Genomic DNA, 26,443 nt, shown 5'->3' on the forward strand with positions numbered 1-26,443 from the left:
AGCGAAGATATATCAAAAGATGAACCTATGTCCAACCCATGGAAAATATTGATATTTTTGACGCCGTATTTGGTAACATTTTGTTAACCTTATTGCGGATTTATAATGGCATTTTTGTCATATTTCTGAAAGAATGGGTGAGAATATCTACATTTTTATGGTCATTGCCTTAGGTGTTTTGGCAATTACTGATTTGGTTGTCGGTGTTAGTAATGATGCTGTCAACTTTTTAAACTCCGCTTTAGGGTCTAAGGCAATCTCTTTTAAAACAATAATGATTGTTGCTAGTATCGGAATTGCTTTTGGTGCAATGTCTTCAAGCGGCATGATGGAAGTTGCAAGAAAAGGAATTTTTAATCCCTCAGAGTTTGTATTCGCCGAAATCATCATCATTTTTATGGCCGTGATGATTACCGATGTTTTGTTGTTGGACTTTTTCAACACCTTGGGAATGCCTACTTCGACCACTGTGTCCATTGTTTTTGAATTACTTGGGGCTGCCGTGGCCATTGCTTTGGTAAAAGTAGCCAATGATGGTGGAGGGATTGATGCCCTGGGAAGTTATATCAATACCGGGAAAGCAACTGAGATTATTCTTGGAATATTGCTTTCTGTGGCAATAGCTTTCACTATTGGGGCGTTTGTACAATTTTTATCTCGATTGCTCATTTCTTTTAAGTTTCAAGAACAACCTAAATGGATAGGTTCGATTTTTGGTGGTTTGGCCATTACTGCCATTATCTATTTTATCTTGGTAAAAGGCTTAAAGAGTGCTGAATTCTTGAATGGTGCGATAACAGAATATGCCGCAACAAAAACCGAGCTCTTTCTTTTGGCAAATTTTGTTTTATGGGCCTTGGTTTCTTGGGTTCTGACTGCAATTTTCAATAAAAATATTTATCGGATCATCATCGTTCTGGGCACTTTTGCTTTGGCCATGGCCTTTGCTGGAAACGACTTGGTAAACTTCATTGGTGTCCCAATTGCCGCATTGCAATCATTCCAAGATTGGCATGCATCTGGAGTGGCAGCAACTGACTATTCTATGGGCGGATTGGCTGAAGCCGTGCGAACCCCGACCTATTTATTACTTATTTCCGGTTTAATCATGATTGTTACCCTGTGGCTTTCCACCAAGGCACGATATGTAACCGAAACAGAGATTAACCTTGCCCGTGAAGGCGATGGCGAAGAACGGTTCCAACCAAATTACTTGTCACGTCAAATTGTCAAGTTCTCCATTACGGCTTTTGACAATATCTCCAATGTATTTCCAGTTAGTACAAGAGAAAAATTGAATGTACGGTTTACAAGGTCCACTAACTATGTCCCAAAAGGAAAAACACAAGACCAACCCGCATTTGATATGGTCCGTGCTTCCGTAAACTTGATGGTGGCGAGTGTGCTTATCTCCATTGCCACTTCCATGAAACTACCTTTGTCCACCACCTATGTAACCTTCATGGTGGCCATGGGAAGTTCTTTGGCTGATAGAGCATGGGGCTCCGAAAGTGCGGTGTACAGGGTTGCAGGTGTGCTCAATGTTATTGGCGGTTGGTTTTTTACTGCAATCTGCGCATTTGTTTCTGCAGCTACAATCGCATATCTGATTCACCTTGGTGGATTAATTGCCCTTGTCATCCTTTTATTGATAGCTGGTGTTCTTATTACCAGAAACTATCTCAACCATTCCAGAAAAAAAGAAGAAAACAAAGCAGAAGATAGCCTAAGAAAAGCCGAAAGTTCTTCCATTCAAGGTGTAATTGAAGAGAGTGCGGCCAACATTGCCAATGTGATAAAGCGTAGCAACCGTATTTACTCCAATTCCATACAAGGGTTGTCCAAACACGACCTCGACTTCTTGAAAAAGAACAAAAAGCAGAGCAAAAAGCTTTCAAACGAAATTGATGGGTTAAGAAATGATACTTTTTACTTTATCAAGAATTTAGAAGAAGCCCATATCGGTGCCAGTAATTTCTATATCAATATTATGGACCTCCTAACGGATATGTCCCAGTCTTTGGAATATATCGGGAAGGTCAGCTACAACCATGTGAACAACAATCACAAAAAATTAAAATACAATCAAATCAAGGAGCTTAAGGAAATTGATCTAAAACTGGAAGCTATTTTTGAAGTTACCGAAAAGGCTTTTGCTGAAAGATCGTTTGACCAAATCGGCACAATCCTTGCCACCAAAGGAGAGCTGAACGAACTCGTTTCGCAAAAAATAAACAAACAAGTTTCCAGAACAAGAACCGAGGAATCAAGTCCAAAGAACACTACTTTGTATTTCTCTCTCTTGTTGGAAAGTCGCGATTTGATTACATCTATGATGGATCTTCTGGAACTTTATTACGCCGAGCATGACAGTTCGGTCTCCCCAGCCACTATCGAAAAAAATTAGATGCCCCCACCATCCAAAGCAAGGATTGACAGATTGGATTGTTCAACGGCAGTATCCTATCTGTAAAAATTCATTTCGTCCATATACTTCCATACCGAATACGGGAGCAATGGGCGAACATTTTTACCCGCTTTGTGCGCTTTTCGTATGAAGGTGGATGATATTTCCATGACGGGTGCATCCACTTTTGTGATTTTTGGGTGCCCTTGAAATTGATGTTCTATTTTACCATCTGAAATTCGTGGGTACACATGGATGGAATAGTGCTCCAAAATGGTCTCATAATTTTTCCATTTATGGAAACCCTTCAAGTTATCCTCCCCCATGATGAGTGAAAATCGATGGTCCTTACCATATTTATCATCCAAATGGGCCAAGGTATTGGAGGTGTAGTTGGGTTGGGGCAAATCGAACTCGATTTTGCTCGGTTTCAACTTGGGATAGTCCTGTACTGCTTCGAATACCATCTGATAGCGATGATTGTCGTCCAAGAGCGATTGCTTTGCCTTAAATGGACTTTGTGGGGTAATGACGAACCAAACCTCATCCAAATCGGAAAACTCCACCAAATGGTTCGCTATGACCAAATGGCCTATGTGTATCGGGTTGAAGGTCCCAAAAAAGAGCCCTACCTTTTTCATATTTCAATCTTCTTTTTGGGGTATCTGGGCCCCAACGAAATCGGCGACCAATTTATGGGCCTCGTCCAAGGCAATATCGAGGTCGTAATTTTTGATGATTTCATCAAACTGTGGAGCGGTGGCCAATTCCACGGATGCCTTGGCAATCCTCATGTTTATTTTATCATCGCTCTCGGTACTTCTCTTCTTCAGTCTGATTTTTAACTCATCCACACTGGGGGGCTTTACAAAAACGGCCAATGTTTTATCGGGAAACTTCCTTTTGATGCGTAGTCCTCCTGAAACATCAATATCAAAAATCACATTTTTGCCTTCTGCCCAGAGCCGTTCCACCTCGCTCTTTAAAGTGCCATAAAAATTATCCCTGTACACTTCTTCCCATTCCAGAAAGTCACCGTCCTTGATATGTCGTTTAAACTGGGAAACGGACATAAAATAATAATTGACCCCATTTTTTTCCTTTCCCCTACGTGGGCGTGAGGTGGCCGATATGGAGAAGGCCAAATTCAGTTCAGGCTGGTCCAGCAAGTGTTTGACAATAGTGGTTTTACCACTGCCCGAAGGTGCTGAGAAAATAATGAGTTTACCACCTTCTGTCATAGCACATTGAGCATTTGTTCCTTGATCTTTTCCAATTCATCCTTCATCTGCACTACCAATTGCTGCATGGGTGCATAATTGGCCTTGGAACCAATGGTGTTGATCTCCCTCCCTATTTCTTGGGAAATGAACCCCAGTTTCTTTCCGTTTGATTCGGTCGAATTCAAAGTGGTTTCAAAATATTTTAGGTGATTGGCCAAACGCACTTTTTCTTCGGTAATGTCATATTTCTCCAAATAATAGATGAGTTCTTGTTCAAACCTATTGGCGTCCAGTTCCACTTTCAAGTCAGCAACTGCTTTTTCCAAGCGCTCGCGAACCATGCCCAAACGTTCTGGGTCCATGGCCTTCACCGCTTCCAAAAGTTTGTTCAAATTATTCAGCCTAGCCACAAAATCCTCCTCCAAAACTTTTCCTTCTTCATTCCGGAACTCGACTATTTTGGCAAGGGCCTCGTTCAAGGCATCTGTGATTGCCTTGTACTCCTCTTCATTTACTTCGTCCTTGTCGGTTTTAAGGGTGTCGGGCATCCGCAGGGCCATTTCCAGCAACTTGATATCGTCTCCTTTGGCAATTTCCGCCAACTGTTCCATGTAGTTTTTTACCACTCCAGTGTTTACCTCTGCCGTGGTCTCTTCCCCTGTTATTTCCACATAAAGATTAAAATCCACCTTTCCCCTATTCAAGGCACCTGCAATCATTTTACGAAGTTCAAGTTCTTTTTCCCTATAAAATTGGGGAAGTCTGGCATTGATATCCAAATTCTTGCTATTGAGTGATTTCAACTCAATGGTAATTTTCTTGGAGGGAAGCTGCACTACGTGCTTCCCAAAGCCTGTCATGGATTGAATCATATAGGTATGGTAAATTTTGCCAAAGGTAACCAAAATAGGTTTCTGGCCCCAAGGGGATTTCTATTTCCGAATTGGGCAAAGAGAACTAATCCAGCTCCCTTACCCAAATATTTCTATAACTGACCCGACTGTTGTCGCCATGATCCTGAAGTCTAAGTGGTCCTTTGCCATGTGGTGGGTTTTTTGGCCAACCGATATATGGCGTAGTACCTTTGATCTCCACATGGTCTTGAATCAATACGCCATTGTGAATCACTGTCAAGGTTCCCGATTTCACTTTTTGACCTTTTTCGAACTCGGGTGCATGATAAATAATATCGTATGTATTCCACTGGCCTGTGGGCACTGAGGCCATGGCCAAGGGCACGTGTTGCTTGTAAATGGACCCTACCTGTCCATTGACGTAGGTGTCGTTATCGTTATTGTCCAACACCTGAACTTCGTACATACCGTTCAAGAACACACCGCTATTGGCCCTATGCTGCCCTTCTTGCTGAACTTCGGCTGGCGATTTCCACTCAATATGAAGCTGAACGCTCCCAAAATCCTGTTTGGTCTGGATATCGCCGGTCCTGTTCTTCACGGTCATACTACCATCCTTGTTCAAGGTCCATTTAGCAGCTGTACTATCCGCGGTATTGATCCAATTATCCAGGGAAGTACCATCAAAAAGGACAATGGCATCACTTGGTGGTGCTCCATCTTCGCCCGGGGTCACTTTTGGTGGCACGGGTTTGTAAAACTCGGTTTGTTCCGGCTTGGTGGGTTCAACTTCCTGGGCGGATATAAATCCGACGAAAAGTAGAGACAAAGCCAATAGTTTGCTTGTTAATTTTGACATGCTACAATTCTTTTATTTTAATGTTTCTGAAGGCTACCACGTTGCCATGATCTTGCAATCCAATCTTACCGGTTTTAAAAGCGGCAAAGTCTTCCCAATCGGCAAATTTTGAATTGGCCACCAACGCTTCCCATTCAGGTCCTTGTACGGGGAACTCCACTATTTTGGTGCCGTTCAAAACCACATGGCCTTCGTTCGTTTTATGATTGATCATCAATTCGACCGAATTCCATTCTCCTGCGGGCTTCACTACATTTTCTGATGGAGGGATGATATCGTACAAAGAACCTGCTAAACGGTCTTCCCCATTTTTCGCATCAGGATGCCTTTCATCATCCAATACTTGGATTTCAGGTCCTGTGATGTAGGGCTGTCCGTATTTTTCATCTTCTTTTACCGCCCAAAAGAAACCACTGTTTCCGCCTTCGGCAATTTTCCAATCCATGGTAAGCACAAAGTCGGTAAACTCTTCATCCGTTACCAAGTTGTAATTGGCACCTTCGGGTCTTTCTTCCGGTGGGTAAAGTACCATGGCCCCATCTTCGAGTTTCCAAGGCTCTGTTACCTCTCCGCCATTGTACATGTGCCAGCCATCAAAGCTTGTTCCGTCGAATAGAGTTGTCCACTCATCAGCAGAAGACTTTGGCGTTTCAGGAGCTTCTGCTTCCATACCCGACATTGGGTCGGAGTCAACGTCTCCCTTATTTTCTTTTGGTTTGTCTTTACATGCAAATGCAATGGCAAGAGCTACGAATAACAATGGTTTTCTCATAATCCCAATATATTTTTTAGTCTTTGTTTGTCAATATCCGCACCGGCAAAATCATCGAAGGTTTTGGTGGTTGCTTCTATAATGTGGTCTTGAATGAATTTGGCTCCTTCGCGAGCGCCTTGTTCTGGACTTTTGATGCAGCATTCCCATTCCATTACGGCCCAAACATCACATCCGTATTGGGTCAGTTTGGAGAAGATGGTCTTAAAGTCTATTTGTCCATCTCCCAAGGAACGGTATCTCCCTGCTCTATCCCCCCAATCGTTATAGCCTCCAAAAGCTCCTTTTTTACCTGTTGGATTGAATTCGGAATCTTTTACATGGAACGATTTGATGAATTCGTGGTAAAAATCGATGTATTCGATGTAATCCAATTGTTGCAACACAAAGTGGCTTGGGTCGTAAAGGATGTTCACCCTTTTGTGATTGCCCGTTGCTGCCAAAAAGCGCTCGAAGGTATCGCCATCATGAAGATCCTCGCCAGGGTGAATTTCGTAGCACACATCGACTCCTTCTTCATCAAAATGGTTGAGAATGGGCATCCAACGTTTCGCCAATTCCTCAAAACCCATCTCCACCAAACCAGCAGGACGTTGTGGCCATGGGTGGGCGGTATGCCAAAGCAGGGAACCCGAAAATGTAGCGTGTGCGTTCAGTCCTAATCTACGGCTGGCGGTTGCGGCTTTTTTCACAGTTTCCATGGCCCATTTGGTACGCTCCTTTGGTTTTCCGTGCAGTGCTTCGGGCGCAAAGTTGTCAAACATAATATCGTAAGCAGGATGTACTGCCACCAATTGTCCTTGTAAGTGCGTGGACAGTTCCGTGATTTCCAAGCCATAGGAATTGACTTTTCCTTTAAGCTCATCGCAATAATCCTGACTTTCCGCCGCCTTGTCCAAATCTATGAGAAAGGATTCCCAGGTGGGTATCTGAATTCCCTTGTATCCTAGGTCCGAGGCCCATTTACACATTCCGTCCAAGGTGTTGAACGGAGCTTGACTGTCCACAAATTGTGCTAAGAACACTGCAGGTCCTTTAATTGTCTTCATTATATTTAATTTTAAGAAATTAGGAAATCCCAATTAAATTGGGATTTATCTTCTATATTTAAGAAAAAAACTATGCTATTTTTATGTCTCATGTGGTAAGATATAAATATAGCGATTCGTTAACAATTAATACAGCTTAGAGTTTTTTTTTAAATACTACTTATGGAAAATGCTTCTGCCCGAAATCTGTGGGGCGATTTTTTGGATGCCCATTTAGAGTTTGCATCTGAAGATGCGCCCAAAGTCATTCATTTTTGTGACAATGAAAAAGATGCCGATCTATGTGCCAATTTGGTCTGCAAAGAAACCAAAAGGGCTACCAGCCATTCTTTACAAGGATTACAACTACGCAATGAAGCTTTGCCCAAAATCGGGGATTTTTACGTGGTTACCGATTGGGAGGGCAATGCCAAATGTGTCATACGTACCACCGCGGTAAAACTACTCCCCTATTTTAGCGTTCGGAACGAGCATGCCCGTTTGGAAGGGGAGGGCGACAAAAGCCTGGAACATTGGAAAAAAACACATTGGGATTACTATACCCGTGAACTTGCCAAGTTTGGAAAAAGCCCCAAGGAAAGTATGATCGTAGTCTTCGAAGAGTTCGAGATGCTTCATAAAAAATAATGGCCGCCCATGGGCGGCCATTATTTCTACTTTTTAGGGCTTTGGATTAGTCCATATCAACCCAAACGTTCCCTTGTTTGTGTGAAGCTACGGTGTTCTCTATAAAGTTAAGACCACGTACCCCATCCATCATGGTTGGGAACTCCCCACTGTTGTATTCCTCGCCTCGAATGGCTCGAGCCACACCCAAATAAATATTGGCCATGGAGTCAAAAATACCTTCTGGGTGTCCTGGAGGTAACTTGGTCCCATCCAAAGACAAATCTGAATTATATTCGTGACCTGGTTTATACACCTGTAATGGTTCCGGGTCATTCAACCTGTAGAGGTAATTGGGGTTCTCTTGTTCCCATTTTAACCCTCCTTTTTGACCGTAAATGGCAATGGTAAGATTGTTCTCTTCCCCTGTGGCCACTTGACTGGCCCTGATAACACCTTTTACGTTCTTGTCCATACGGATAAGGGCAGTACCGTCCATATCCATCACATTGTCGTCGTACATATAATTGAAATCGCACAACAAAGACTGTACTTGCAAGCCTGTTGTATACTCGACCATATTAAAGGCGTGCACCCCAATATCTCCCATACAGGAACTGATACCCGCTTTTTTAGGGTCTAGTCTCCACACGGTTCCTCTCTTTTCCTTATCGTGAATAATGGGATTCATCCAACCTTGATAATATTGGGCATCTACTTTGTGTACTTTTCCGATGGCCCCCTCTTTGATCATCTCACGCATTTGACGCACCATGGGGTACCCCGTATAGGTATGGGTAACGGCAAAGACGGTTCCCGCCTTTTTAAGAGATTCCTGAAGAATTTTGGCTTCTTCGTAGGTTGTGGTCATTGGCTTTTCACAGATGACATGAAAACCATTGTCCAACAACTTTTTGGCCATTGGAAAGTGTAAAAAGTTTGGTGTAAGGATGGAACACACCTGAATACGCTCGTCCTCTGGAAGCTTCATTTCCTCCTCGACCAGAGTATCAAAATCCTTATAGATACGGTTGGTCGGAATGTCAATTTCCTCTGCGAAAGCAACACTGTCTTCATATTCCGGAGTAAATACGGCCCCAACAATTTCATAATTATCATTAATGAAGGATGCTACCCTGTGCAAAACCCCGATAAGGGAATCGCCACCTCCTCCAAGTATTCCAAGTCTAATTTTTTTAGGCATTTTCTTTTGTTTTATTTTCTCTAATTATACTACTTCTTCTGCGGTGTGACCTTGGGGCACTCTTCGCTCTTCCAGCTTTTTCCGTAATAGGAACAGAATGGAGAACAGAATCAGTACCGCCAACGGGAAGAACATCATTTTTCCCAAAGTTGCTTTTCCTGCAGCCAGTTCCGCTACTTCATCCGCTAATCCGGATGCAACAGCTGTTTCCTTGGCAGAGTCCAACCATCCACCGATCACAGGTTGCCAAATAGCGGTGGAGAACATTCCTGCACCACCGACCAAGGACATTCCCAGTGCACCCGTCTTCGGAAGATACTCCGAGGTAAACCCGATCATGGTAGGCCAAAAATAACAAACTCCCAAGGCAAAAAGAATGGCAGCCAAATAAATCATCGATCCTTCGGCAACACTCATACTGTAAACTGCTGCGGTGGTGATCAAGGCAGACATGACCAGTACCCCAATTGGGTTTAGCCTATGCACAATGGGCCCTGCAAAATATCGGCCTATGGCCATAATACCGGTTACCATGGCCAACACCAACATTGGGCTTGCTCCCGAATTACCCAAAATACGCTCTACCCATTGCTGTGGTCCAAATTCGGATATCGCAGTCAAGGTCATACACACCATGATAAAAATGAACAAGGGATCGGCAAGGCCTTTGATGTTCTTGGTGGTGTCGGTTTCGATATGCTCGCTTTCGGGAAACTGTTGCTTAAAGAACATATATCCGTAAATAAGTGTTGGTATCAACATTATCGCGATCTGCAATTGCCATCCCATTCCAAAATCCGTCATGAACTTGGAGATAAGCGAACCAATCACAATACCGCCAGGGAACCACACGTGGAACCTGTTCAGCATAGCTGTACGGTTCTTGGTGAACATATCGGCGATCATAGGATTACAGGCTGCTTCAACCGAACCATTGGCAAAGCCAATAAAGAACGTGGATATGATCAAGGTCCAAAATCCGCCTGCCATAATGGTCATGACCAACCCGATAACGTGACACACAAATGCCGTTACCATGAGTTTACGTGCTCCAATTTTATTGTAGAGCAAGCCCCCAAAGATCATGGCGATCGGGAATCCAAAAAAGCCCATACTGTTTATCCAACCCAATTGTTGGTTGGAGAGCATAAATTCCTCGCCCAACTGGGTCAATATACCCGCTCTGATGGCAAAGGTCATGGATGTAACCACCAACGAAATACAGGCTGCTACAAATAGCTGATTCTTGTTTACGTTTTTCATGTTTGTTTCGGTTAATTTTTGGTTGTATCTATAATTTTTATGTCACTCTTTCTGAATTTTAATTCCAAAGTTGAACCATTCAACGACCGATCATGTGCGTATCGGTATTCAATGAATCATGATTTATACTCTATTTTCTCATTTTTGAATATCAGCGCAAACAGGATAAATACCACTGCTGCAAATACTGCCGGATAAATCCAGATGCTTTCCCAAGCATGGGCACCGTCTTCCATGGTCAGGGAATCGGTAATTTGTCCTGCAATCCAGAAACCGATCAACATCCCCACTCCATAGGTCGCCAAGGTAATCAAACCTTGAGCTGCACTTTTGTACTTCTCCCCTGCTTTGGTATCGGTATAAATCTGCCCGGAAACGAAAAAGAAATCATAACAGATGCCGTGCAATGCTATTCCAATGATCAACATAAACGATAATTCATCGGCATTACCATAAGCAAACAAAAGGTAACGAACCGTCCAGGCCAACATACCCACCAATATCGTCTTCTTAAACCCGAATCTGGTAAAAAAGAAAGGCAGTGCCAATATAAAAAGTGCTTCGGAAACTTGCCCTATTGCCATTTTTCCCGTTGGATTCGCCAATCCTATTTCTGCCAAAAACGGGTTGGCATTTTGATAATAAAAAGCCAACGGAATACAGATCAATACCGACGAGATAAAGAACACCAAAAAGTTTTTATCCTTTAAAAGCTTCAATGCATCCAGCCCCAACATATCTGAAATGGTCACTTTTTCACTTTTATCCACTTTTGGTGGTGTTTTTGGCAAGGTAAAGCTGAACAGCCCCAAAATTGCGGAGGCTATCCCGGCCATCAAGAATGTGTTCTTGAGCATTCCCGCTTCCAAAGCCTCCGGCGAATCCCAAACAAAGAGATAGCTGATCACAAGTCCGGCAATAATCCATCCAATGGTCCCGAACACGCGAATGTTGGAAAACTCTTTTGCCGGGTCCTTCATTTGATTGAACGAAATGGAATTTACCAAAGCCAATGTCGGCATATACAAAATCATGTAACCCAATACGTAGGGGTAGAAGGCGACGAAATCCTCTGATTGATACATTTGGTACATCAAAAATGCGCCAATTAAATGTAGCACACCTAAAATTCGTTCGGCATTAAAATATCTATCGGCGATCAATCCTATGATAAATGGGGCTATAATCGCTCCCCACGATTGTGTGGAAAAAGCCATTGACGATTGCCCTGCCGTTGCTTCAAGATTGCTCCCCAGAAACGTTCCAAGGGTAACAAACCAACCTCCCCAGATAAAAAACTCGAGGAACATCATAAAGGATAGTTGGAATTTGGTTTTAGTATTCATGTTGGTATTTAAAAATTAGTAATTATCGTTTGTAATGCACATAATCCAAAGGTTCGGGCACAATCCCAACATTTCTCAACTCCATCATAATTTGCCCTCTATGGTGCGTGGAATGATTTATGATATGGAAAAGAATATCCTCCAATTTATTTGAAAAGTTCTTTCCCGTACTGTTGGTATACTCCACGCGGCGATCAAAAGTATCCGTGTTGGATATAACTTCAAAGGAAGTCCGTTGATTTTCGTAATGAATATCCTCCCATAAGCCTGTATCGTGCAGGTCCCAGACACCAAATTCTGCTGGCCTCTCCTGAATCCTTTGGTTCCAAATATGATGGGCATTGAGTATATGACTAAAAAGTCTAATGCAGTTGTCCGGAACATGGTCCAGACCACTGCATTGTTCAATTATTTTTTTGTTACAATGGAAATTGTAATCGAAGAGCTGTTGTAAAAATCCCTTCATCTACCCATTCATATTTTATTTTTGGACTACTCCAATACTTTTTCCAAAAGTTCCTTGGTTGCCAAGATTCCTTCTTCTTCACTAAGTTCGGAGCCTTCATATTCCACACCTACAAAACCCTCGTATCCGGAATCCAGCACAATGTCCATAATTCTTGGATAATCCACTCGGGTCTCGTAGCCCTCTTCATCAAAACCATAGGATTTGGCACTTACTCCCTTAGCGTAGGGCATCAATTCCTCAACACCTTTATATCTGTCATATTCTTCCAAACATTTGGATGAATAATAATCCCCCTCTTCTCTTTTGATACAGAAATTACCAAAATCGGGCAAAGTACCACAATTATCCATTCCCACTTTCTCCATAACCTCAGCCAACAGTTGTGCATTGGAAGAAGGCCCACCGTGGTTTTCCACAATGATGTTGATGTTTTTATCCTTGGCGTATGTGGCCAATTGGGTAAGTCCTGCTACAGATGCAGGTATCCATACTTCTGGCTCCATGCTTCCGTTGAGGTTAACACGGATAGAGTGACAGCCCAATGCTGCGGCTGCATCAACCCACTTGTAATGGTTTTCAACTGCTTTTGTCCTTTCCGCTTCATCAGAAACGGCAATATCCCCTTGGCCATCCACCATGATCAACAGGTTCGTAAGTCCATATTTTTCGCTTTCGGCCTTACTTTTTTCCACCCAGTTGTTCATCGCTTCTTCGGAAAAATCCGCTGCCTGCAATTCCTTGTAATATAGTGCGCTCACGTACTCAAGACCTTCGAAACCCCATTCGCTTGCTTTTTCTGCAAACGTATACGGGTCTACGCCTTCTTCAAAAATCATTTTATGGATGGACCATTGCGCCAAAGAAAGTTTAATGTCCGGTTTGGTCGCTTCAACAGCCACCTCTTCTGTGATATTTTCTTCGGCCGAATCCTTCTTTGTGTTCTGTTTACAGGAATAAATCCCCAAAAAAGCCACTAAAATAAGTGTGGCGATACTTTTCTGTGCTAAACTACTTCTGCTCATATTTTTATGTTGGTTAATTTCGTGCGGAATCCAAAAACTACAACGTTATAGTGCTGAATTCTCAATAAACATAGGGATTAAATGTAGAAAATTAATTTAATAATTAATACATTTAGCAAATAAACAATCCGAATAAATGAGTAAATTTTATTACAATCAGGAGCAGGAATCCTATGATGCCATCGTGGTGGGTACGGGTATCAGCGGTGGTTGGGCTGCCAAGGAATTGTGTGAAAACGGTCTCAAGACCTTGGTCTTGGAACGTGGGCCCATGGTAAAACACCGTGAAGACTATCCTACAGCCAATAAGGACCCTTGGGATTTTCCGCATGGGGGAAGAGCAACCCGAGAAGACATTAAGAAACAAGAAAAACAATCCAGAACAGGTTATACCACTGGAGCGGCTTCCAAGCATTGGTTCGTGAATGATTTGGAACACCCTTACAACGAAACCAAGCGTTTTGATTGGATGAGGGGATATCATGTTGGTGGACGTTCCATTATGTGGGGTAGACATAGCTACCGATGGAGCGATATTGATTTTACCGCCAACAAAAATGAAGGTATCGCAGTGGACTGGCCAGTACGCTATAAAGACATTGCACCTTGGTACGATAAAGTGGAAAGCTACATCGGGGTATCCGGTGAAAATTTGGGCTTACCACAATTACCCGATGGGCAATTTGAACCCATGATGGAGTTGAACTGCGTGGAAGACCACGTAAGAGGAAAGGTCGCCGAACATTTTGGTGGGCGTGTAATTACTGCCGGTAGGGTAGCACACATCAACAGTGACAAGAAATTTGAAGGTGACGGACGTGTACGTTGCCAATTTAGGAACCGTTGTATTAGAGGATGTCCTTTCGGAGCATACTTCAGTAGTGTTTCCTCTACATTGCCAGCTGCCGAAGCTACTGGAAACATGACACTTCGACCTGATTCCATTGTGCATGAGATAATATACGACCCAAACACCAAAAAAGCTACAGGTGTCAAGGTTATCGATAGGGAAACCAATGAAGAATTCGAATTTAAGGCCAAAGTGATTTTCCTTTGTGCCTCAGCCATTGCATCCACTTCCATTTTGATGCAGTCCAAATCCGATAGATTCCCTGATGGATTAGGAAACGATTCCGGAGAACTGGGCCACAATGTGATGGACCACCACTTCTTGGTTGGTGCATCCGGCAAGTTTGAAGGATATGAGGACAAATACTACAAGGGTAGGAAACCAAACGGAGTGTACATCCCAAGATTTAGAAACCTTGGTGGAGACTCCAATATGAAGGATTTTGTTCGTGGGTACGGTTACCAAGGTGGTGCCAACAGGGGCAATTACGAAGAAATGGTTGCCGAGGCTGCTTATGGAAAAGCTTACAAGGATGCCATGATGACCCCAGGGGGATGGAACATGAGCATCAACGCTTTTGGAGAAACACTTCCATACCACGAGAACAAAATGACCTTGGATTACGACAAAAAAGACAAGTGGGGCCTACCTACAGTGACTTTTGACGCCGAAATCGGAGAGAACGAGTACAATATGCGTAAAGATATGCAAGAGCAAGCTGTTCAAATGCTTGAAAAAGCAGGAGCCAAAGATGTCACTGCTTTTGATGCACCATACGCACTTGGGCTTGGAATCCATGAAATGGGTACCGCCCGTATGGGATTTGACCCTAAAACTTCCGTGGTCAATGGCAATAACCAAGTACACGGATGTAAGAACGTATATGTTACCGATGGTGCCTTTATGACCTCTGCAAGCTGTGTCAACCCATCGTTGACGTACATGGCCTTTACTGCAAGAGCAGCCAACCACGCCGCTCAAGAACTTAAAAAAGGAAATATATAATGGAAAGAAGATCAGCACTTAAAAATATGGGGTTGGCTTTCGGTTATGCCGTGGCCACGCCAACGTTATTGTCTTTATTGCAGAGCTGTAAGGACAAACCAGCTTATGCCGAATGGACTCCAAGTTTCCTAAGTAAAGAACAAGGATATGCCTTGGCACAGACCTTGGACGTCATCCTTCCAAAAACGGATACACCATCCGCTACGGAAATGAATGTCCATACTTTTATCGATGCCTATTTGGATGAAGTCATGCCTTTGGAGCAAAGGGATTTCGTGGTCATGAAAATGAACAAGTTCTACGATAAGGTTCTTGCCGATTCTGGCAAGGAATCCTTAATGGATATTGAAGCAGCGGACATAGAGCCTGCCTTGCAAACCTATCTCAGAAAGCGTTCGGACGAAGAGGAAGAAGCACATTCAGAAGCCATTATGAACTATATGGAAGCCATCATGAAAGAAGGCCAAGGTAGTTTGGACGATGATATTGCACGTTTCTCCTTTGCCAACGATTTAAGGGATTTGGGCACATGGGCCTATAAATCATCGGAATATATCGGTGAGGAAGTATTGGCCTACGCACCGATTCCAGGCGAGTACATTCCTTGTGGCGACTTGGAAACATTGACCGGTGGAAAAGCATGGTCCTTGTAAGCCATACAGCGCTATAAAATTCAAAAACCTCCATTGAATGGAGGTTTTTTTATATCCTTTATTTTAAGAAAAATACCCCGGAATGTTCTTTTGTGGGGTGAACTTGTCCGAGGTATTAAATCAATAAACACTATCACACGTACTGATATTCAGTACAAAAGAACTGCATCAATGGAAACAAATCTTTGCAGTCGTGCAGTAATTCCCTGCTTTTTTCAAAATGGATTCAAGCAATACCGAATCCAATTCAACAGCAACAGTAAACTTTGAAATCTGCGTTGGCAAAGATTTAAAAACCAAGCCATATTTTAAAGAGCCACTTTATAAAACAGCCATAAAGTTTTTAACATAAAATGTTGACATCTAGATATGGATGATAAATTGTGAAGTAGTGGGTATGGGATACATTAAATAAAAAGGCCAGGTAAATCCTTTACCTGGCCTCGCTTTTATGATGAACTGGCCAATTGACCAAAATATTACCAAAGAGTACGGCCTCTTCAATTGGGCCTTTATATAATCCTTCTTTGTTATAGGTAGTTCCCCCGAAACCTAAAATCAAATCCAGATTATGGGCCTAACCGAAGATGAATTGTGCAAGCGGTTTATACAATCAAAAGATTGGTTGCTGTGGCCGTACAATTATTTGGTAATACAAAATTTCCATGAACACTTGGTTGTTGCCACTTATTTCGTTGCAACCACCTTATTCCAGTCCGAACTTAGTTCGGCATTATTCTTTTCTGACACTGCTGCAAAAACCAAAGCCACAATTAAAATCAGAAACAATACTGCACATTTTCTCATTCCCTAAGGTTTTTATAACCGTCAAATTTTTGACAAGCCGAATATAATTAACATAAATCCTGAAATATGGCCTCTATGTATAAACTGTTCCTTTTTATGTATAATTGGATTTTCGGTTTTTAAAATTTGTAGGTGTTTTCTTAATTTATTTTACTTTAACCTTAAAAAAAGAAGCGGTTTTCCCCTTGATTTCCCTTTTTTTACCAGTTATACGCACTACGCATCCATTAACACATAATTTTAGTACTATGTGAAGAATAATTCTAAATTTGATATAACCTATATTATTCTATGCTAGAAGCAGTAATAGTTGACGACGAAATCAAGGCCCTTCAGAGTTTGAGCTGGGAACTTACCAACTTGAGCGATGAGGTGGATATCATTGCATCTTTCACAGATGCACGAGAGGCCTTGAATTATCTGGAGCAGAACACTCCAGATTGCTTGTTCTTGGATATTGAGATGCCTGCAATGGATGGGTTTCAGTTTATAAAAAACCTCAAGAACAAGGATTTCCCCGTTGTGATCACCACTGCTTACAATCAATACGCACTGCAAGCCTTGAAGAATGAGGCCATTGACTATCTTTTAAAACCCATTGATTCCGATGACCTTGAAGAAACCATTGTCAAAATAAAAAAATTCAATGCCAAAAATTTGACGGTCAATCGTCTGGAAAAAATCCTTCTCAACTTCAATGCAGAATCCCAGAGCAAAAAAATAACCATCAATACCGATGGCAAACTGGTCTTCCTGAACAGCGACGATATTTTGTACGCTGAGTCCGATGGCAACTACAGCACCATATTCCTGACCGATGGGCAAAAAATACTTCTTACCAAAAAACTGAAGGAAGTAAACACCCTTTTACCCGAAAACAGTTTCTTTAGAATCCACAATTCCTATATCATCAATCTCAACAAAATAAAGGAGTTTCTTAAAACCGATGGTTACGTGGTTTTGGAATCCAATCATAAAATCCCAGTTTCCCGGCAAAAAAAATCCGATTTTTTGGATATGCTTTAATACCGTTATGTTCCCGTGCCTATCGTAAAGTTCCATCACATCGAAAACCTGCATCGAGTACAAAGAACTACTCTGCTTATGCTGTTTTTGTTTTCGTTCTTTGGTACATTGACCGCACAGGAAATCCCCAAAGAGTTTCAGGAAAAGGCGGAAACCATTGTCCAACTTCAACCCCGCACCTATGGGGCTCTTGACAATGAACTATATTCGGAAAAAGGAGACACCACACTGTTGCGATACTTCGTGAATCTGAGCAGGGAACATGATTATTTGGAGGGGCAGGCTTTTGCCCTGAACCAATTGGGAATGAAATATAGGAACATTTCGCAATATGAAAAAGCTGTAGCGCTGCACGAAAATGCTCTTGCAATTTCCGAGGAAGCCAACAATACCGGGTTTAGGATTCTTAGTCTTAATATGTTAGGCGTGGTCTACCGGCGCACGGATGCCATAAAGACCGCAATAGACTATCATCAAAGAGCACTGGAACTTTCAGAACAGATAGAGAATCCATCACATCACATTAAAAGGAGCATCAATGTTGCCTTAAACGGTATTGGAAACCTTTATCAAACCCTAGAACAATATGATCTGGCCATATTGCAGTTCCGCAGAGCCCTTAAACTGGAAGAGGAGCTTGGCAACAAACTAGGATTGGCCATCAACCACCAAAATATTGGGCATTGTCTCGAAGAGAAAGGGGATTTGGAAGCTGCTCTCGAGAACTATCGAAAATCCTTGGCCTACAACGAGGAAATCGACTCGGACATTGGGAGATTGATCTGCAAAAACAGTCTTGCACAGATTTATCTTAAACAAGATATGCCTTACCTTGCCCTAGTGCTCTTAGAGCCTCTCCACGCTGAATCGAAAAAAATAGGAGATCTTTCCATGTCCTCAGTGATATATATCAATACGGGTTGGGCACATACCAAATTGGGCAATTACGACGAAGCAAAAAGCTTTATACAGGAAGGGCTGCAAATGGCCCAAAACAGAAACATGCCCAGCAATATTTTGTATGCCTACGAGAAAATGTCAGGCCTGGAAAACGCCAAAGGTGATTTCAAACAAGCCTATGAGTATTACAAAAAGGCGGATGAGTATGACAAGGAAATCTCCAGTGCCACCAACTTGCGGTACATGAACGATATTATTGTCAAATATGAAAACGACAAAAAAAACAACCAGATTGCCGTACTTGCCAAAGAAAATGAAATCGTACGTTTAAGGCTAAAAAAGAATCAAACCACATTATTGGTAAGTGCATTGATCGTAGGCTTGATATCTTCCATTCTTTATATTCTTTACCGACAGTACCAGAGCAAAAATGAAAAAAGGGTACTCACATTGGAGCAACAGATGTTGCGCAGCCAAATGAACCCACATTTCCTGTTCAATTCCCTGAACTCCATCAAGCTTTATATTATCAACAACGAGCAAAAAAATGCCGTTCATTACCTCAATAAATTTTCCAAATTGGTAAGGAAGATTTTGGAGGCTTCGTCCCAGAAGGAAATTCCCTTATCTGAAGAACTTGGGACCATGGAACTTTATATGAATATTGAAAACATACGGTTTTCCAACGAAATAGATTTTAAGATCGAGGTCGAAGAAGACATCAACATAGACAACATCAAAATTCCATCCCTAACTCTGCAACCCTTTTTGGAAAATTCCTTGTGGCATGGTCTATCCCCAAAGGACGGCGAAAAGAAGATTCAGATAAACGTTAAACACAAAGACAGAGGGCACGTCACCATTGAAATCGTGGACAATGGTGTCGGTAGAACAATGGCCGAGGTGAACAAAGAGAACCGGGTACTAAAGAAAAAATCCTTGGGTATTCGCATTACCAAGGAGCGACTGGCGAATTTTGCCAAGGATTACCAGAACAAATTCGATGTGGATATTTTGGACCTGTTCGATGAAAATGGAGATCCAAACGGTACCAAAGTCATCTTGGATATTCCTACGGTTTAGTGTTTTCCGCTGCCACTTCTTCCAATTCCCTATACCAATCTTCCCCAAATTTTTTGATGAGGGCATCCTTCACAAACTTATAGATCGGCACCTTTAGCTCTTCTCCCAACGCACAGGCTGGATCACATATCTCCCATTTGTGATAGTTTACCGCAGTGAACTCGGTATATTCCCGTGTCCGTATGGGGTAGAGGTAGCAAGAAATGGGTTTTTTCCATTTGGTGGCACCCGCTTCGTAGGCTGCTTCCAATCCACACTTGGCTATGCCATCATCGGAAAATATCACATAGGCACACTCGTTGTTGTTTACCAAAGGGGTTTCCCATTCGCCGTCCTCGCCTTTCACAAAAGTACCCTGTTCCTCTATCGCCGCAATTCCCTCGGCACGTAAAAAAGGTTTTACGTCTTGATAGATATTTAGCAGCTTGTCGGTCTCGGAATCCTCCAATGGGGCCCCATACTCCCCTCCCACACAACACGCTCCTTTGCACGCATTTAGGTTGCATACAAAATCGTTCTGCAATATTTCCTCGGACACAATGGTTTTTCCTATCTGAAACATAGTCGACCCTTAGTTTTTGGGCAAAGGTAGTTCAAAACAAAAAATTTGATGATTTCTAAACATTTTATGTAGTCCAAAAGTCATTTTTAGCCGTAAATTTGCCGTCCGAAAAAATAAGGGTATGAATTTTAACTTTAAAGAAATAGCCACCGCTGGAATGGTATTGTTTGCCGTAATAGACATCTTGGGCAGTATCCCGATTATTCTATCGCTTCGCAACAAAGTGGGGCACGTACAATCCGAAAAGGCCTCCATTGTGGCCATTTCAATCATGATCGCATTCCTATTTGTCGGGGAAAGTATCCTTTCGCTGATTGGCATCGATGTGAACTCGTTCGCCGTTGCAGGTGCTTTTATCATATTCTTCTTGGCCATTGAAATGATCTTGGGGATATCGCTTTACAAAGACGATGAACCCGAAACCGCCTCCATCGTGCCCATTGCATTTCCGTTGATCGCGGGAGCAGGTACCTTAACATCCATCTTATCGCTTAGGGCGGAATATCATGTGGAGAACATTATCGTGGCCATTATTATAAACGTTATCTTTGTGTACATCGTGCTTAAGTCAAGTGCCCGAATTGAACGGATTTTGGGTAAAAACGGACTCAACATCATACGAAAAGTATTTGGTGTGATTCTGATGGCCATCGCTGTCAAGCTTTTTGCGACCAATGTGAATGAACTGCTACAGCACGGTGCTTAACCATACAACCATGAACAAGACCTTTGCTATAGTTTTGATTATTTTGGCGTTGGCGCTCATTGCCTACAACGTGACCCTGGTCGACTTCGAAAACCCACTACAGGGCGATAGCACCATTGCGTTGATCGGGATAGTTGCTTCTTTGTGTGCCATTGTCCTTATGCTGATTTTCATGACCTCCAAAAAGATTGATAAAAAGCTGAAGAAATAGATCAAGGTTTTATTTCAACCGCTCCCAACTGGGATTGGTCTATCTCAGCTTGATCCAAGGCTTTTACCCTTTTCAGCATGGCATCATAATCCCCCTTGATCTGTGCAGATAGGTTTGGCGAATACAATTGTTCAGCTATATTGGCCTTTAGATAGGCTTTTATCTTATCCTCGTAAGCGTAGAAATCCAACTTTACCTTGCGGTTGAGCACAAATTCAATGAACTTGTCGAAAAGAATGTCATCCACGTGGAATTCGTCCAAAAATTCGTTTTGGGTGTAACCATCATACAATGTCCTGTCCTCCTCCAAGTGCTCAAAAACAAAACGGGCGAAGAACTGATACGTATCGTCCATACTTTCAATCGCCTCTTCTTGGTTACTTCCTATAGGAACAAAAACATCGGGGATAATACCACCTCCCCCATAAACCACTTTGCCCTTTGGGGTAACAAACTTTAACGAGTCGGCCACCTTAATACTGTCAGCAGAGGTAAGTTCTCCACTGGCATAGCGCTCCATGAACCTTTTATAATAATCATGGTTGCCATCTTTGTACGATTTTTGGATGGATCGTCCAGTTGGAGTGTAGTATCTCGATACGGTCAACCTGACCGCGGAACCATCGCCTAGATCCATTTCGCGTTGCACCAATCCTTTTCCGAAGGAACGGCGACCTACAATGGTCCCTATATCGTTGTCCTGCAATGCCCCAGCAATGATTTCACTGGCCGAGGCGGATCGTTCATTGATTAAAACGTAGACAGGTTTGTCTTCAAAATCCCCTTTTTTGGTAGCATAGGCTTTTTTGATCCGTCCTTTTTTGTTCTTGGTAAAGAGAATCAGTTTGTCATCTGACAAAAACTCATCTGCCAATTTTTCGGCAATGCCCAAATAGCCCCCGGGATTGTCCCTAAGGTCCAATGTCAATTTTTCCGCTCCCCTCAGTTTTAATTTTCGAAGGGCATCCTTGAACTCCTCAAAAGTGGATTCGGCAAAACGGTTGATCTTGATGTAGCCCATATCCTTGGTAAGCATATAATAGGCATCCACACTCCGGATCGGAACGCGGTCGCGGACCACGGGGACATCCATCATTTTGTTCTCGGTCTTTCTGAAAACCTTCAATTTGACCTTGGTGCCTATTTTACCCTTAAGGGTGGATACCACGTCATCGTTGGCGATTCTTCTGCCAAAAAGTGTGTCATTGTCGGCCATAAGAATCCTGTCTCCAGGCTTAATGCCACTGATGTAACTGGGCCCATTTTTGATAGTTCTTATAACCGTGATCGTATCGTTGTACATGTAAAAACTTACCCCGATACCAGCGAAGTCGCCTTTCATGCTTTCAGCAACATCCTTCATTTCATCCTTTGGAATATATACTGAGTGCGGATCCAGTTTTCCCAAAATATTGTTCACGGTAACATCCACGATGCTATCTGTGTCCACATCGTCCACATATTCATAGTCGATATAGTCAATAAGCCGATTGAGTTTGTCCTTTTTGGAATTGGTGGAAAAGAGTTTCTCGGGGGAATCGTTAAAATGAAGTTTCCCTCCTATAAATATGCCGATGGCCACCGCGAAAGCAAGTAGGGCAGGCCAAATATATCCTTTGATCTTTTTCATATAGCAATATGGTTTTAAACCATTTCTTCCAACACGGGCATATGGACGATTTCAACTCCTGCCCGTTCCAGAAACTTTATTCCAGAGTCGTCTTTGTACGCACTCTGGTATACCACACGTTTTATGCCAGCTTGGTGAACAAGCTTGCTGCACTCCCTACATGGCGATAGGGTAATATACAAGGTAGCACCCTCACAGGATTGGGTGGAAGAAGCAACTTTTAAGATAGCATTCGCTTCTGCGTGGAGCACATACCACTTGGTGTATCCCTCATCATCCTCACAAAAGTTCTCAAATCCAGTTGGCGTTCCGTTGTAGCCATCGGATATGATCATTCTATCCTTGACGATGATAGCCCCCACCTGCCTTCTTTTACAATACGAAAGTTTGCCCCATTCTTGGGCCATCCGCAAGTAAGCTTTATCGTATTTTTCCTGTTTGCTCGCCTTCATAAATGCAAAAACACTGATAATTAAATAAATATACCTGCTTTGAGAGACCCTTACAACCTTATTCGATAAATTTTAACGGAAGGGCCTACATTGGGAACGTAGCAATGAGCAAGGGTATTGTAATGGCGATGATCAAAATTGAGGCGGCCGCAATAAAAATGGGACGTTTTACCTTCAATAAGTTCAAAACCACATAAGCAATGCTCAAAACCACTAAGATGACGGTCACCTGAGATAACTCTATTCCTGTTGCAAAACCCAATAAAGGCGTGATTTTATCCTCCTCTTCGGCCATCAACATCTTAAAATAATTGGAAAAGCCGAATCCGTGAATCAATCCAAAGAATGCAGTGGCCAAAACATGGAGAAAAATACCAACATCCAATGCCTCCTTGTACACATAGGCAAAATTAAACAGGGCCGTGAGCAAAATGGTCACAGGAATCAAAAACTCAATCAATCCAACATCCACCGTGGCAACCTCGTAAACCGATAAGGCCAGGGAAGTACAGTGCGCAATGGTAAAAATAGTGGCCAAAAGCAGCACACGCTTCCAATGCTTGAAAGTAAACGGAACCGCCAAGGCCGATAGAAACAAAATATGGTCGTAGGCCCCAAAGTCCAATACGTGATCAAGTCCCAGTTTGATGTAGAATAAAAACTCTTGCATAATTTATTGATTTAAGATAAACCTCTTTCTTTTTGAATGGTCTCGTATGCTTTCTGTACCTCTTTGAATTTTTCCTCGGCCCCATTTCTGATAGCTTCATTTTCAGTGACCACTCGATCGGGGTGGTATTTTTTGGCCATTTTCCTGTAGGCCTTTTTTACCTCTTCGTCAGTAGCGGTCTTCTCGATTTCCAAAATCTTGTACGAGTTGTCCGTGGATTTGATGAACATCGCCATGATACTTTCGAAATCGTGTTGATTCACTCGAAAATACCCCGCAATCTCCCGTAGTTTTTGAATTTCCGCCTTGCTTACCTGCCCATCCGATTGCGCAATACCGAACAAAAAGTGAAGCATTTGCAAACGCACCTCATAACGGGTACGTTGTACCATAAAATTACAGATGCGCTGCGTGGATATCTCCCGCTTTTTTATAACATCATTGAACGTCCTAAAAATAGCATTTGCCTTTTCCTTACCATAAGTGCTCAAAAAATATTGTCGCACATAATCCAGCTCCCTTTGGTTCACATGCCCATCCGCTTTGATAATAATGGAGCAAAGGGATAGCAAGTTCAACTCAAAATCGGCCGGGGACACCGATTGCCGGGTCACGTTTTCGAATACCGATCTTGATCGATTACCGGAACCTCCAAAATTATCTAAAAAGGTCCCCACGATAAACCCTAAAACCGCTCCGGGAAATCTAAATAAAAAATAACCGAGAAAAGCGGCTATCCACTTGATCATACTTCAAAAATTAAAGGGCAAATATAGGGGTTTGATAGGTAAACAAAGCTTTAAGCAATGTTAAGGGTAATGAAAAAACCCCAACAATACCCTATCTTTGTACCATAATCAAAAAGAAGTCTATGTATCCAGAAGAATTGGTAAAACCTATGCGCGAAGACTTGGCCGGTGCCGGGTTTGAAGAACTACATACAAGCGAAGCTGTTGAAAATGCTCTAAAAAAGGACGGAACCACCTTGGTAGTGGTAAACTCTGTCTGTGGCTGTGCAGCGGCAAATGCTAGGCCAGCTGCCAAATTGAGCCTACAAAACAGCAAAACCCCAAATAACTTGGTAACCGTTTTTGCAGGTGTGGACATGGAAGCTGTGGAAACTGCAAGAAACCACATGGTTCCCTTCCCTCCTTCTTCTCCAAGCATGGCCTTGTTCAAAGACGGGGAGTTGGTCCACATGATCGAAAGACACCATATTGAAGGTAGACCTGCAGAACTTATTGCTGAGAACTTGATGGAAGCCTACAACGAGTTTTGCTAAATCAAGCAAATTAAAATATCTAATACGCCACCCCTAAAGGGTGGTTTTTTTATTTTTACGGTAACACTTAAACATGTAAGCGTGCAAAAAATCATATCGTATCCACTGACCGTAATTTTCTTTTTGCTCTTTGGTTTGGTCCTGGTCATTTTCCACCCTATACAATGGATTTGCCTTAAAGTGTTCGGGTACAATGCACACAAAAAAAGTGTTTCCATCCTAAACTGGTTCATTATGCGATGTACCAATGTACTCGGAACACGGTACAGTTTCACGAACAAACAAAATATTCCGATCAACAGACCGCTCATCATCGTTACCAACCACCAAAGCATGTACGATATACCTCCAATAATTTGGTATATGCGCAAGTTCCACCCCAAGTTTGTGAGCAAAATCGAGTTGGGAAAGGGCATACCGAGTGTGTCTTTCAACCTAAGGCATGGCGGTTCCGCTCTGATTGACAGAAAAGACCCGAAACAATCCATCGCCGAGCTTCAAAAGTTGGCCAAATACATTGATGCAAACAACCGTAGTGCCGTTATTTTTCCGGAAGGTACCCGAAGCAGGGACGGAGTACCCAAACCGTTTAGGACCACGGGCCTTAAAGTGATGCTTAAAAATGCACCTTCCGCTTTGATCGTACCCATCAGTATTAACAATTCATGGAAGTTGTTACGTTATGGTAAATTTCCGATGGGGTTGGGGTCCCATGTTACATTTGAGGTACATCCACCCATGGAAAACAAGGGAAACGCTGATGAACTCATTGCCCAAATAGAAAACCAAATTGTTGCTGGGGTCAATACTAAGTAATGAAAGAATACCAATTGGTACAAAATACGATCGATTTTGTAAAGGAAAAACTCCAAAATGCGGAAGGTGGACATGATTGGTTCCATATTGAACGTGTTTTCAACACCTCCAACTTACTTCTGAATCACGAGGAGGGGAATACACTGGTAGTACAATTGGCTGCGCTGCTTCATGATATTGCTGACCCTAAATTTTATGATGGGGATGAAAGCGTGGGACCAAAAACAGCAAGAAACTTTCTTGTCTCCCAATCCGTGGATGAAAAGATCATCGAACATGTGGTAAGCATCATCAAGCACATGTCCTTTAAAAATAGTTTGGAAACGGAAGGAACAAAATTCACATCCAAGGAACTTCAAATTGTACAGGATGCCGACCGTTTGGATGCGATTGGAGCCATTGGTATTGCAAGAGCTTTCAACTACGGAGGTTTTAAAAACAGGGAACTACACAATCCGGATGTTCCGCCCAACCTCAACATGACCAAAGAGGAATACAAAAAATCCACAGCTCCCACCATCAATCATTTTTACGAAAAACTATTGTTGCTCAAGGATAAAATGAACACCAAAACCGGTAAAAAATTGGCGGAAGAACGCCATCAGTTTATGCTGGACTACCTCGATCAATTCTATAAAGAGTGGAACGGAGCTGAATAATCCCTAGGATTTCTCTGCCCCTTTTTTGTATCTTGGGAACTCACATAAAAATCAAAC

Annotated in this window: 27 protein-coding genes; 11 read left to right on the forward strand and 16 right to left on the reverse strand. The window is 42.5% G+C overall.

All coding sequences use genetic code 11. The annotated features are described in order from the left end of the window. Positions 1–133: 133 nt before the first annotated feature. Complete coding sequence (locus tag PY092_RS00495; RefSeq protein ID WP_275613898.1) at positions 134–2,407, forward strand: inorganic phosphate transporter; 2,274 nt, start codon at positions 134–136, stop codon at positions 2,405–2,407. A gap of 56 nt (positions 2,408–2,463) precedes the next feature. On the opposite strand, the gene nadD is transcribed toward PY092_RS00495, so the two are convergent. From nadD to PY092_RS00525, 6 genes are all read right to left on the reverse strand, one after another. After that, on the reverse strand, positions 2,464–3,048 hold the full coding sequence (gene nadD, locus PY092_RS00500; RefSeq protein ID WP_275613899.1) for a nicotinate (nicotinamide) nucleotide adenylyltransferase: 585 nt from the start codon (positions 3,046–3,048) through the stop codon (positions 2,464–2,466). A gap of 3 nt (positions 3,049–3,051) precedes the next feature. Beyond that, complete coding sequence (gene gmk, locus PY092_RS00505) at positions 3,052–3,648, reverse strand: guanylate kinase (protein ID WP_275613900.1); 597 nt, start codon at positions 3,646–3,648, stop codon at positions 3,052–3,054. After that, on the reverse strand, positions 3,645–4,502 hold the full coding sequence (locus tag PY092_RS00510; RefSeq protein ID WP_275613901.1) for a YicC/YloC family endoribonuclease: 858 nt from the start codon (positions 4,500–4,502) through the stop codon (positions 3,645–3,647). The genes gmk and PY092_RS00510 overlap by 4 nt, the downstream gene beginning before the upstream one ends. Positions 4,503–4,587: 85 nt before the next feature. Continuing rightward, entirely contained in the window at positions 4,588–5,343 is a 756-nt protein-coding gene (locus PY092_RS00515) for a 3-keto-disaccharide hydrolase (protein WP_275613902.1), read from the reverse strand. Between the two features lies 1 nt (position 5,344). Continuing rightward, positions 5,345–6,115 (reverse strand): 3-keto-disaccharide hydrolase, encoded by a 771-nt coding sequence (locus PY092_RS00520; protein WP_275613903.1) that lies wholly within the window; start codon positions 6,113–6,115, stop codon positions 5,345–5,347. Continuing rightward, positions 6,112–7,164, reverse strand: a complete 1,053-nt coding sequence (locus PY092_RS00525; protein WP_275613904.1) for a sugar phosphate isomerase/epimerase family protein — start codon at positions 7,162–7,164, stop codon at positions 6,112–6,114. The genes PY092_RS00520 and PY092_RS00525 overlap by 4 nt, the downstream gene beginning before the upstream one ends. Before the next feature lie 162 nt (positions 7,165–7,326). Here PY092_RS00525 and PY092_RS00530 point away from each other — a divergent pair, with 162 nt between their 5' ends. Then, positions 7,327–7,791 (forward strand): ASCH domain-containing protein, encoded by a 465-nt coding sequence (locus PY092_RS00530; protein ID WP_275613905.1) that lies wholly within the window; start codon positions 7,327–7,329, stop codon positions 7,789–7,791. A gap of 46 nt (positions 7,792–7,837) precedes the next feature. Here the strand turns inward: PY092_RS00530 and PY092_RS00535 are convergent, their stop codons facing one another. From PY092_RS00535 to PY092_RS00555, 5 genes are all read right to left on the reverse strand, one after another. After that, complete coding sequence (locus PY092_RS00535) at positions 7,838–8,974, reverse strand: Gfo/Idh/MocA family protein (protein ID WP_275613906.1); 1,137 nt, start codon at positions 8,972–8,974, stop codon at positions 7,838–7,840. 24 nt (positions 8,975–8,998) lie between these two features. Continuing rightward, positions 8,999–10,237 carry an MFS transporter gene (locus tag PY092_RS00540; RefSeq protein WP_275613907.1) on the reverse strand — a complete coding sequence of 413 codons (1,239 nt, stop codon included), beginning with the start codon at positions 10,235–10,237 and terminating at the stop codon, positions 8,999–9,001. Between the two features lie 116 nt (positions 10,238–10,353). Beyond that, the gene (locus PY092_RS00545; RefSeq protein WP_275613908.1) at positions 10,354–11,583 is read right to left on the reverse strand and encodes a nucleoside permease; all 1,230 of its coding nucleotides are present in this window, start codon (positions 11,581–11,583) and stop codon (positions 10,354–10,356) included. A gap of 22 nt (positions 11,584–11,605) precedes the next feature. Next, on the reverse strand, positions 11,606–12,049 hold the full coding sequence (locus PY092_RS00550) for a DinB family protein (protein ID WP_275613909.1): 444 nt from the start codon (positions 12,047–12,049) through the stop codon (positions 11,606–11,608). A gap of 26 nt (positions 12,050–12,075) precedes the next feature. Further along, on the reverse strand, positions 12,076–13,074 hold the full coding sequence (locus tag PY092_RS00555) for a sugar phosphate isomerase/epimerase family protein (RefSeq protein ID WP_275613910.1): 999 nt from the start codon (positions 13,072–13,074) through the stop codon (positions 12,076–12,078). Positions 13,075–13,210: 136 nt separating this feature from the next. On the opposite strand from PY092_RS00555, the gene PY092_RS00560 reads away from it, so the two are divergent. From PY092_RS00560 to PY092_RS00575, 4 genes are all read left to right on the forward strand, one after another. Beyond that, positions 13,211–14,929 (forward strand): GMC oxidoreductase, encoded by a 1,719-nt coding sequence (locus PY092_RS00560; protein WP_275613911.1) that lies wholly within the window; start codon positions 13,211–13,213, stop codon positions 14,927–14,929. Further along, complete coding sequence (locus PY092_RS00565) at positions 14,929–15,582, forward strand: gluconate 2-dehydrogenase subunit 3 family protein (protein WP_275613912.1); 654 nt, start codon at positions 14,929–14,931, stop codon at positions 15,580–15,582. The genes PY092_RS00560 and PY092_RS00565 overlap by 1 nt, the downstream gene beginning before the upstream one ends. A 1,098-nt stretch (positions 15,583–16,680) precedes the next feature. Further along, positions 16,681–17,415: a LytR/AlgR family response regulator transcription factor gene (locus PY092_RS00570; protein ID WP_275613913.1), complete on the forward strand. Its 735-nt coding sequence runs from the start codon at positions 16,681–16,683 to the stop codon at positions 17,413–17,415. 78 nt (positions 17,416–17,493) lie between these two features. Further along, complete coding sequence (locus PY092_RS00575) at positions 17,494–19,398, forward strand: tetratricopeptide repeat-containing sensor histidine kinase (protein WP_275613914.1); 1,905 nt, start codon at positions 17,494–17,496, stop codon at positions 19,396–19,398. On the opposite strand, the gene PY092_RS00580 is transcribed toward PY092_RS00575, so the two are convergent. Continuing rightward, positions 19,388–19,960, reverse strand: coding sequence for a DUF3109 family protein (locus PY092_RS00580; RefSeq protein WP_275613915.1), 573 nt, complete (start codon positions 19,958–19,960; stop codon positions 19,388–19,390). The two genes, PY092_RS00575 and PY092_RS00580, sit on opposite strands and share 11 nt — an antisense overlap. A gap of 121 nt (positions 19,961–20,081) precedes the next feature. Here PY092_RS00580 and PY092_RS00585 point away from each other — a divergent pair, with 121 nt between their 5' ends. Together PY092_RS00585 and PY092_RS00590 are read left to right on the forward strand one after the other, a co-directional pair. Beyond that, a complete protein-coding gene (locus tag PY092_RS00585; RefSeq protein WP_275613916.1) occupies positions 20,082–20,666 on the forward strand; it encodes a MarC family protein in 585 nt (194 codons plus the stop codon). A gap of 10 nt (positions 20,667–20,676) precedes the next feature. Further along, on the forward strand, positions 20,677–20,877 hold the full coding sequence (locus PY092_RS00590; RefSeq protein WP_275613917.1) for a hypothetical protein: 201 nt from the start codon (positions 20,677–20,679) through the stop codon (positions 20,875–20,877). A 1-nt stretch (position 20,878) separates the two neighbouring features. On the opposite strand, the gene PY092_RS00595 is transcribed toward PY092_RS00590, so the two are convergent. The 4 genes from PY092_RS00595 to PY092_RS00610 form a co-directional block, all read right to left on the reverse strand. Then, a complete protein-coding gene (locus tag PY092_RS00595; RefSeq protein ID WP_275613918.1) occupies positions 20,879–22,507 on the reverse strand; it encodes a S41 family peptidase in 1,629 nt (542 codons plus the stop codon). A gap of 14 nt (positions 22,508–22,521) precedes the next feature. After that, complete coding sequence (locus PY092_RS00600; protein ID WP_275613919.1) at positions 22,522–22,959, reverse strand: deoxycytidylate deaminase; 438 nt, start codon at positions 22,957–22,959, stop codon at positions 22,522–22,524. Positions 22,960–23,044: 85 nt separating this feature from the next. After that, a complete protein-coding gene (locus tag PY092_RS00605; protein ID WP_275613920.1) occupies positions 23,045–23,629 on the reverse strand; it encodes a HupE/UreJ family protein in 585 nt (194 codons plus the stop codon). Between the two features lie 11 nt (positions 23,630–23,640). Further along, on the reverse strand, positions 23,641–24,378 hold the full coding sequence (locus PY092_RS00610; protein ID WP_275613921.1) for a TerB family tellurite resistance protein: 738 nt from the start codon (positions 24,376–24,378) through the stop codon (positions 23,641–23,643). A 122-nt stretch (positions 24,379–24,500) separates the two neighbouring features. Here PY092_RS00610 and PY092_RS00615 point away from each other — a divergent pair, with 122 nt between their 5' ends. The 3 genes from PY092_RS00615 (at position 24,501) to PY092_RS00625 (ending at position 26,386) form a co-directional block, all read left to right on the forward strand. After that, positions 24,501–24,911 carry a BrxA/BrxB family bacilliredoxin gene (locus PY092_RS00615; protein ID WP_275613922.1) on the forward strand — a complete coding sequence of 137 codons (411 nt, stop codon included), beginning with the start codon at positions 24,501–24,503 and terminating at the stop codon, positions 24,909–24,911. 81 nt (positions 24,912–24,992) lie between these two features. Then, positions 24,993–25,727, forward strand: a complete 735-nt coding sequence (locus PY092_RS00620) for a lysophospholipid acyltransferase family protein (protein ID WP_275613923.1) — start codon at positions 24,993–24,995, stop codon at positions 25,725–25,727. Then, on the forward strand, positions 25,727–26,386 hold the full coding sequence (locus PY092_RS00625; RefSeq protein WP_275613924.1) for an HD domain-containing protein: 660 nt from the start codon (positions 25,727–25,729) through the stop codon (positions 26,384–26,386). Before PY092_RS00620 ends, PY092_RS00625 begins: the two co-directional genes overlap by 1 nt. The last annotated feature ends 57 nt before the right edge of the window (positions 26,387–26,443 follow it).

This window comes from Flagellimonas yonaguniensis (assembly GCF_029193885.1).
GTDB classification, from domain to species: domain Bacteria; phylum Bacteroidota; class Bacteroidia; order Flavobacteriales; family Flavobacteriaceae; genus Flagellimonas; species Flagellimonas yonaguniensis.

Excerpts from the sequence above, each read along its gene's own strand:
- gmk (WP_275613900.1), bottom strand. The coding sequence starts at position 3,648 with ATGACAGAAGGTGGTAAACTCATTATTTTCTCAGCACCTTCGGGCAGT.
- PY092_RS00570 (WP_275613913.1), top strand. The coding sequence starts at position 16,681 with ATGCTAGAAGCAGTAATAGTTGACGACGAAATCAAGGCCCTTCAGAGT.
- PY092_RS00535 (WP_275613906.1), bottom strand. The coding sequence starts at position 8,974 with ATGCCTAAAAAAATTAGACTTGGAATACTTGGAGGAGGTGGCGATTCC.
- PY092_RS00575 (WP_275613914.1), top strand. The coding sequence starts at position 17,494 with ATGCTGTTTTTGTTTTCGTTCTTTGGTACATTGACCGCACAGGAAATC.
- PY092_RS00590 (WP_275613917.1), top strand. The coding sequence starts at position 20,677 with ATGAACAAGACCTTTGCTATAGTTTTGATTATTTTGGCGTTGGCGCTC.
- PY092_RS00605 (WP_275613920.1), bottom strand. The coding sequence starts at position 23,629 with ATGCAAGAGTTTTTATTCTACATCAAACTGGGACTTGATCACGTATTG.
- PY092_RS00600 (WP_275613919.1), bottom strand. The coding sequence starts at position 22,959 with ATGAAGGCGAGCAAACAGGAAAAATACGATAAAGCTTACTTGCGGATG.
- PY092_RS00510 (WP_275613901.1), bottom strand. The coding sequence starts at position 4,502 with ATGATTCAATCCATGACAGGCTTTGGGAAGCACGTAGTGCAGCTTCCC.
- PY092_RS00520 (WP_275613903.1), bottom strand. The coding sequence starts at position 6,115 with ATGAGAAAACCATTGTTATTCGTAGCTCTTGCCATTGCATTTGCATGT.
- PY092_RS00625 (WP_275613924.1), top strand. The coding sequence starts at position 25,727 with ATGAAAGAATACCAATTGGTACAAAATACGATCGATTTTGTAAAGGAA.
- PY092_RS00565 (WP_275613912.1), top strand. The coding sequence starts at position 14,929 with ATGGAAAGAAGATCAGCACTTAAAAATATGGGGTTGGCTTTCGGTTAT.
- PY092_RS00560 (WP_275613911.1), top strand. The coding sequence starts at position 13,211 with ATGAGTAAATTTTATTACAATCAGGAGCAGGAATCCTATGATGCCATC.
- PY092_RS00555 (WP_275613910.1), bottom strand. The coding sequence starts at position 13,074 with ATGAGCAGAAGTAGTTTAGCACAGAAAAGTATCGCCACACTTATTTTA.
- PY092_RS00595 (WP_275613918.1), bottom strand. The coding sequence starts at position 22,507 with ATGAAAAAGATCAAAGGATATATTTGGCCTGCCCTACTTGCTTTCGCG.
- PY092_RS00585 (WP_275613916.1), top strand. The coding sequence starts at position 20,082 with ATGAATTTTAACTTTAAAGAAATAGCCACCGCTGGAATGGTATTGTTT.
- PY092_RS00610 (WP_275613921.1), bottom strand. The coding sequence starts at position 24,378 with ATGATCAAGTGGATAGCCGCTTTTCTCGGTTATTTTTTATTTAGATTT.
- PY092_RS00495 (WP_275613898.1), top strand. The coding sequence starts at position 134 with ATGGGTGAGAATATCTACATTTTTATGGTCATTGCCTTAGGTGTTTTG.
- PY092_RS00615 (WP_275613922.1), top strand. The coding sequence starts at position 24,501 with ATGTATCCAGAAGAATTGGTAAAACCTATGCGCGAAGACTTGGCCGGT.
- PY092_RS00580 (WP_275613915.1), bottom strand. The coding sequence starts at position 19,960 with ATGTTTCAGATAGGAAAAACCATTGTGTCCGAGGAAATATTGCAGAAC.
- PY092_RS00525 (WP_275613904.1), bottom strand. The coding sequence starts at position 7,164 with ATGAAGACAATTAAAGGACCTGCAGTGTTCTTAGCACAATTTGTGGAC.
- nadD (WP_275613899.1), bottom strand. The coding sequence starts at position 3,048 with ATGAAAAAGGTAGGGCTCTTTTTTGGGACCTTCAACCCGATACACATA.
- PY092_RS00545 (WP_275613908.1), bottom strand. The coding sequence starts at position 11,583 with ATGAATACTAAAACCAAATTCCAACTATCCTTTATGATGTTCCTCGAG.
- PY092_RS00530 (WP_275613905.1), top strand. The coding sequence starts at position 7,327 with ATGGAAAATGCTTCTGCCCGAAATCTGTGGGGCGATTTTTTGGATGCC.
- PY092_RS00540 (WP_275613907.1), bottom strand. The coding sequence starts at position 10,237 with ATGAAAAACGTAAACAAGAATCAGCTATTTGTAGCAGCCTGTATTTCG.
- PY092_RS00550 (WP_275613909.1), bottom strand. The coding sequence starts at position 12,049 with ATGAAGGGATTTTTACAACAGCTCTTCGATTACAATTTCCATTGTAAC.
- PY092_RS00515 (WP_275613902.1), bottom strand. The coding sequence starts at position 5,343 with ATGTCAAAATTAACAAGCAAACTATTGGCTTTGTCTCTACTTTTCGTC.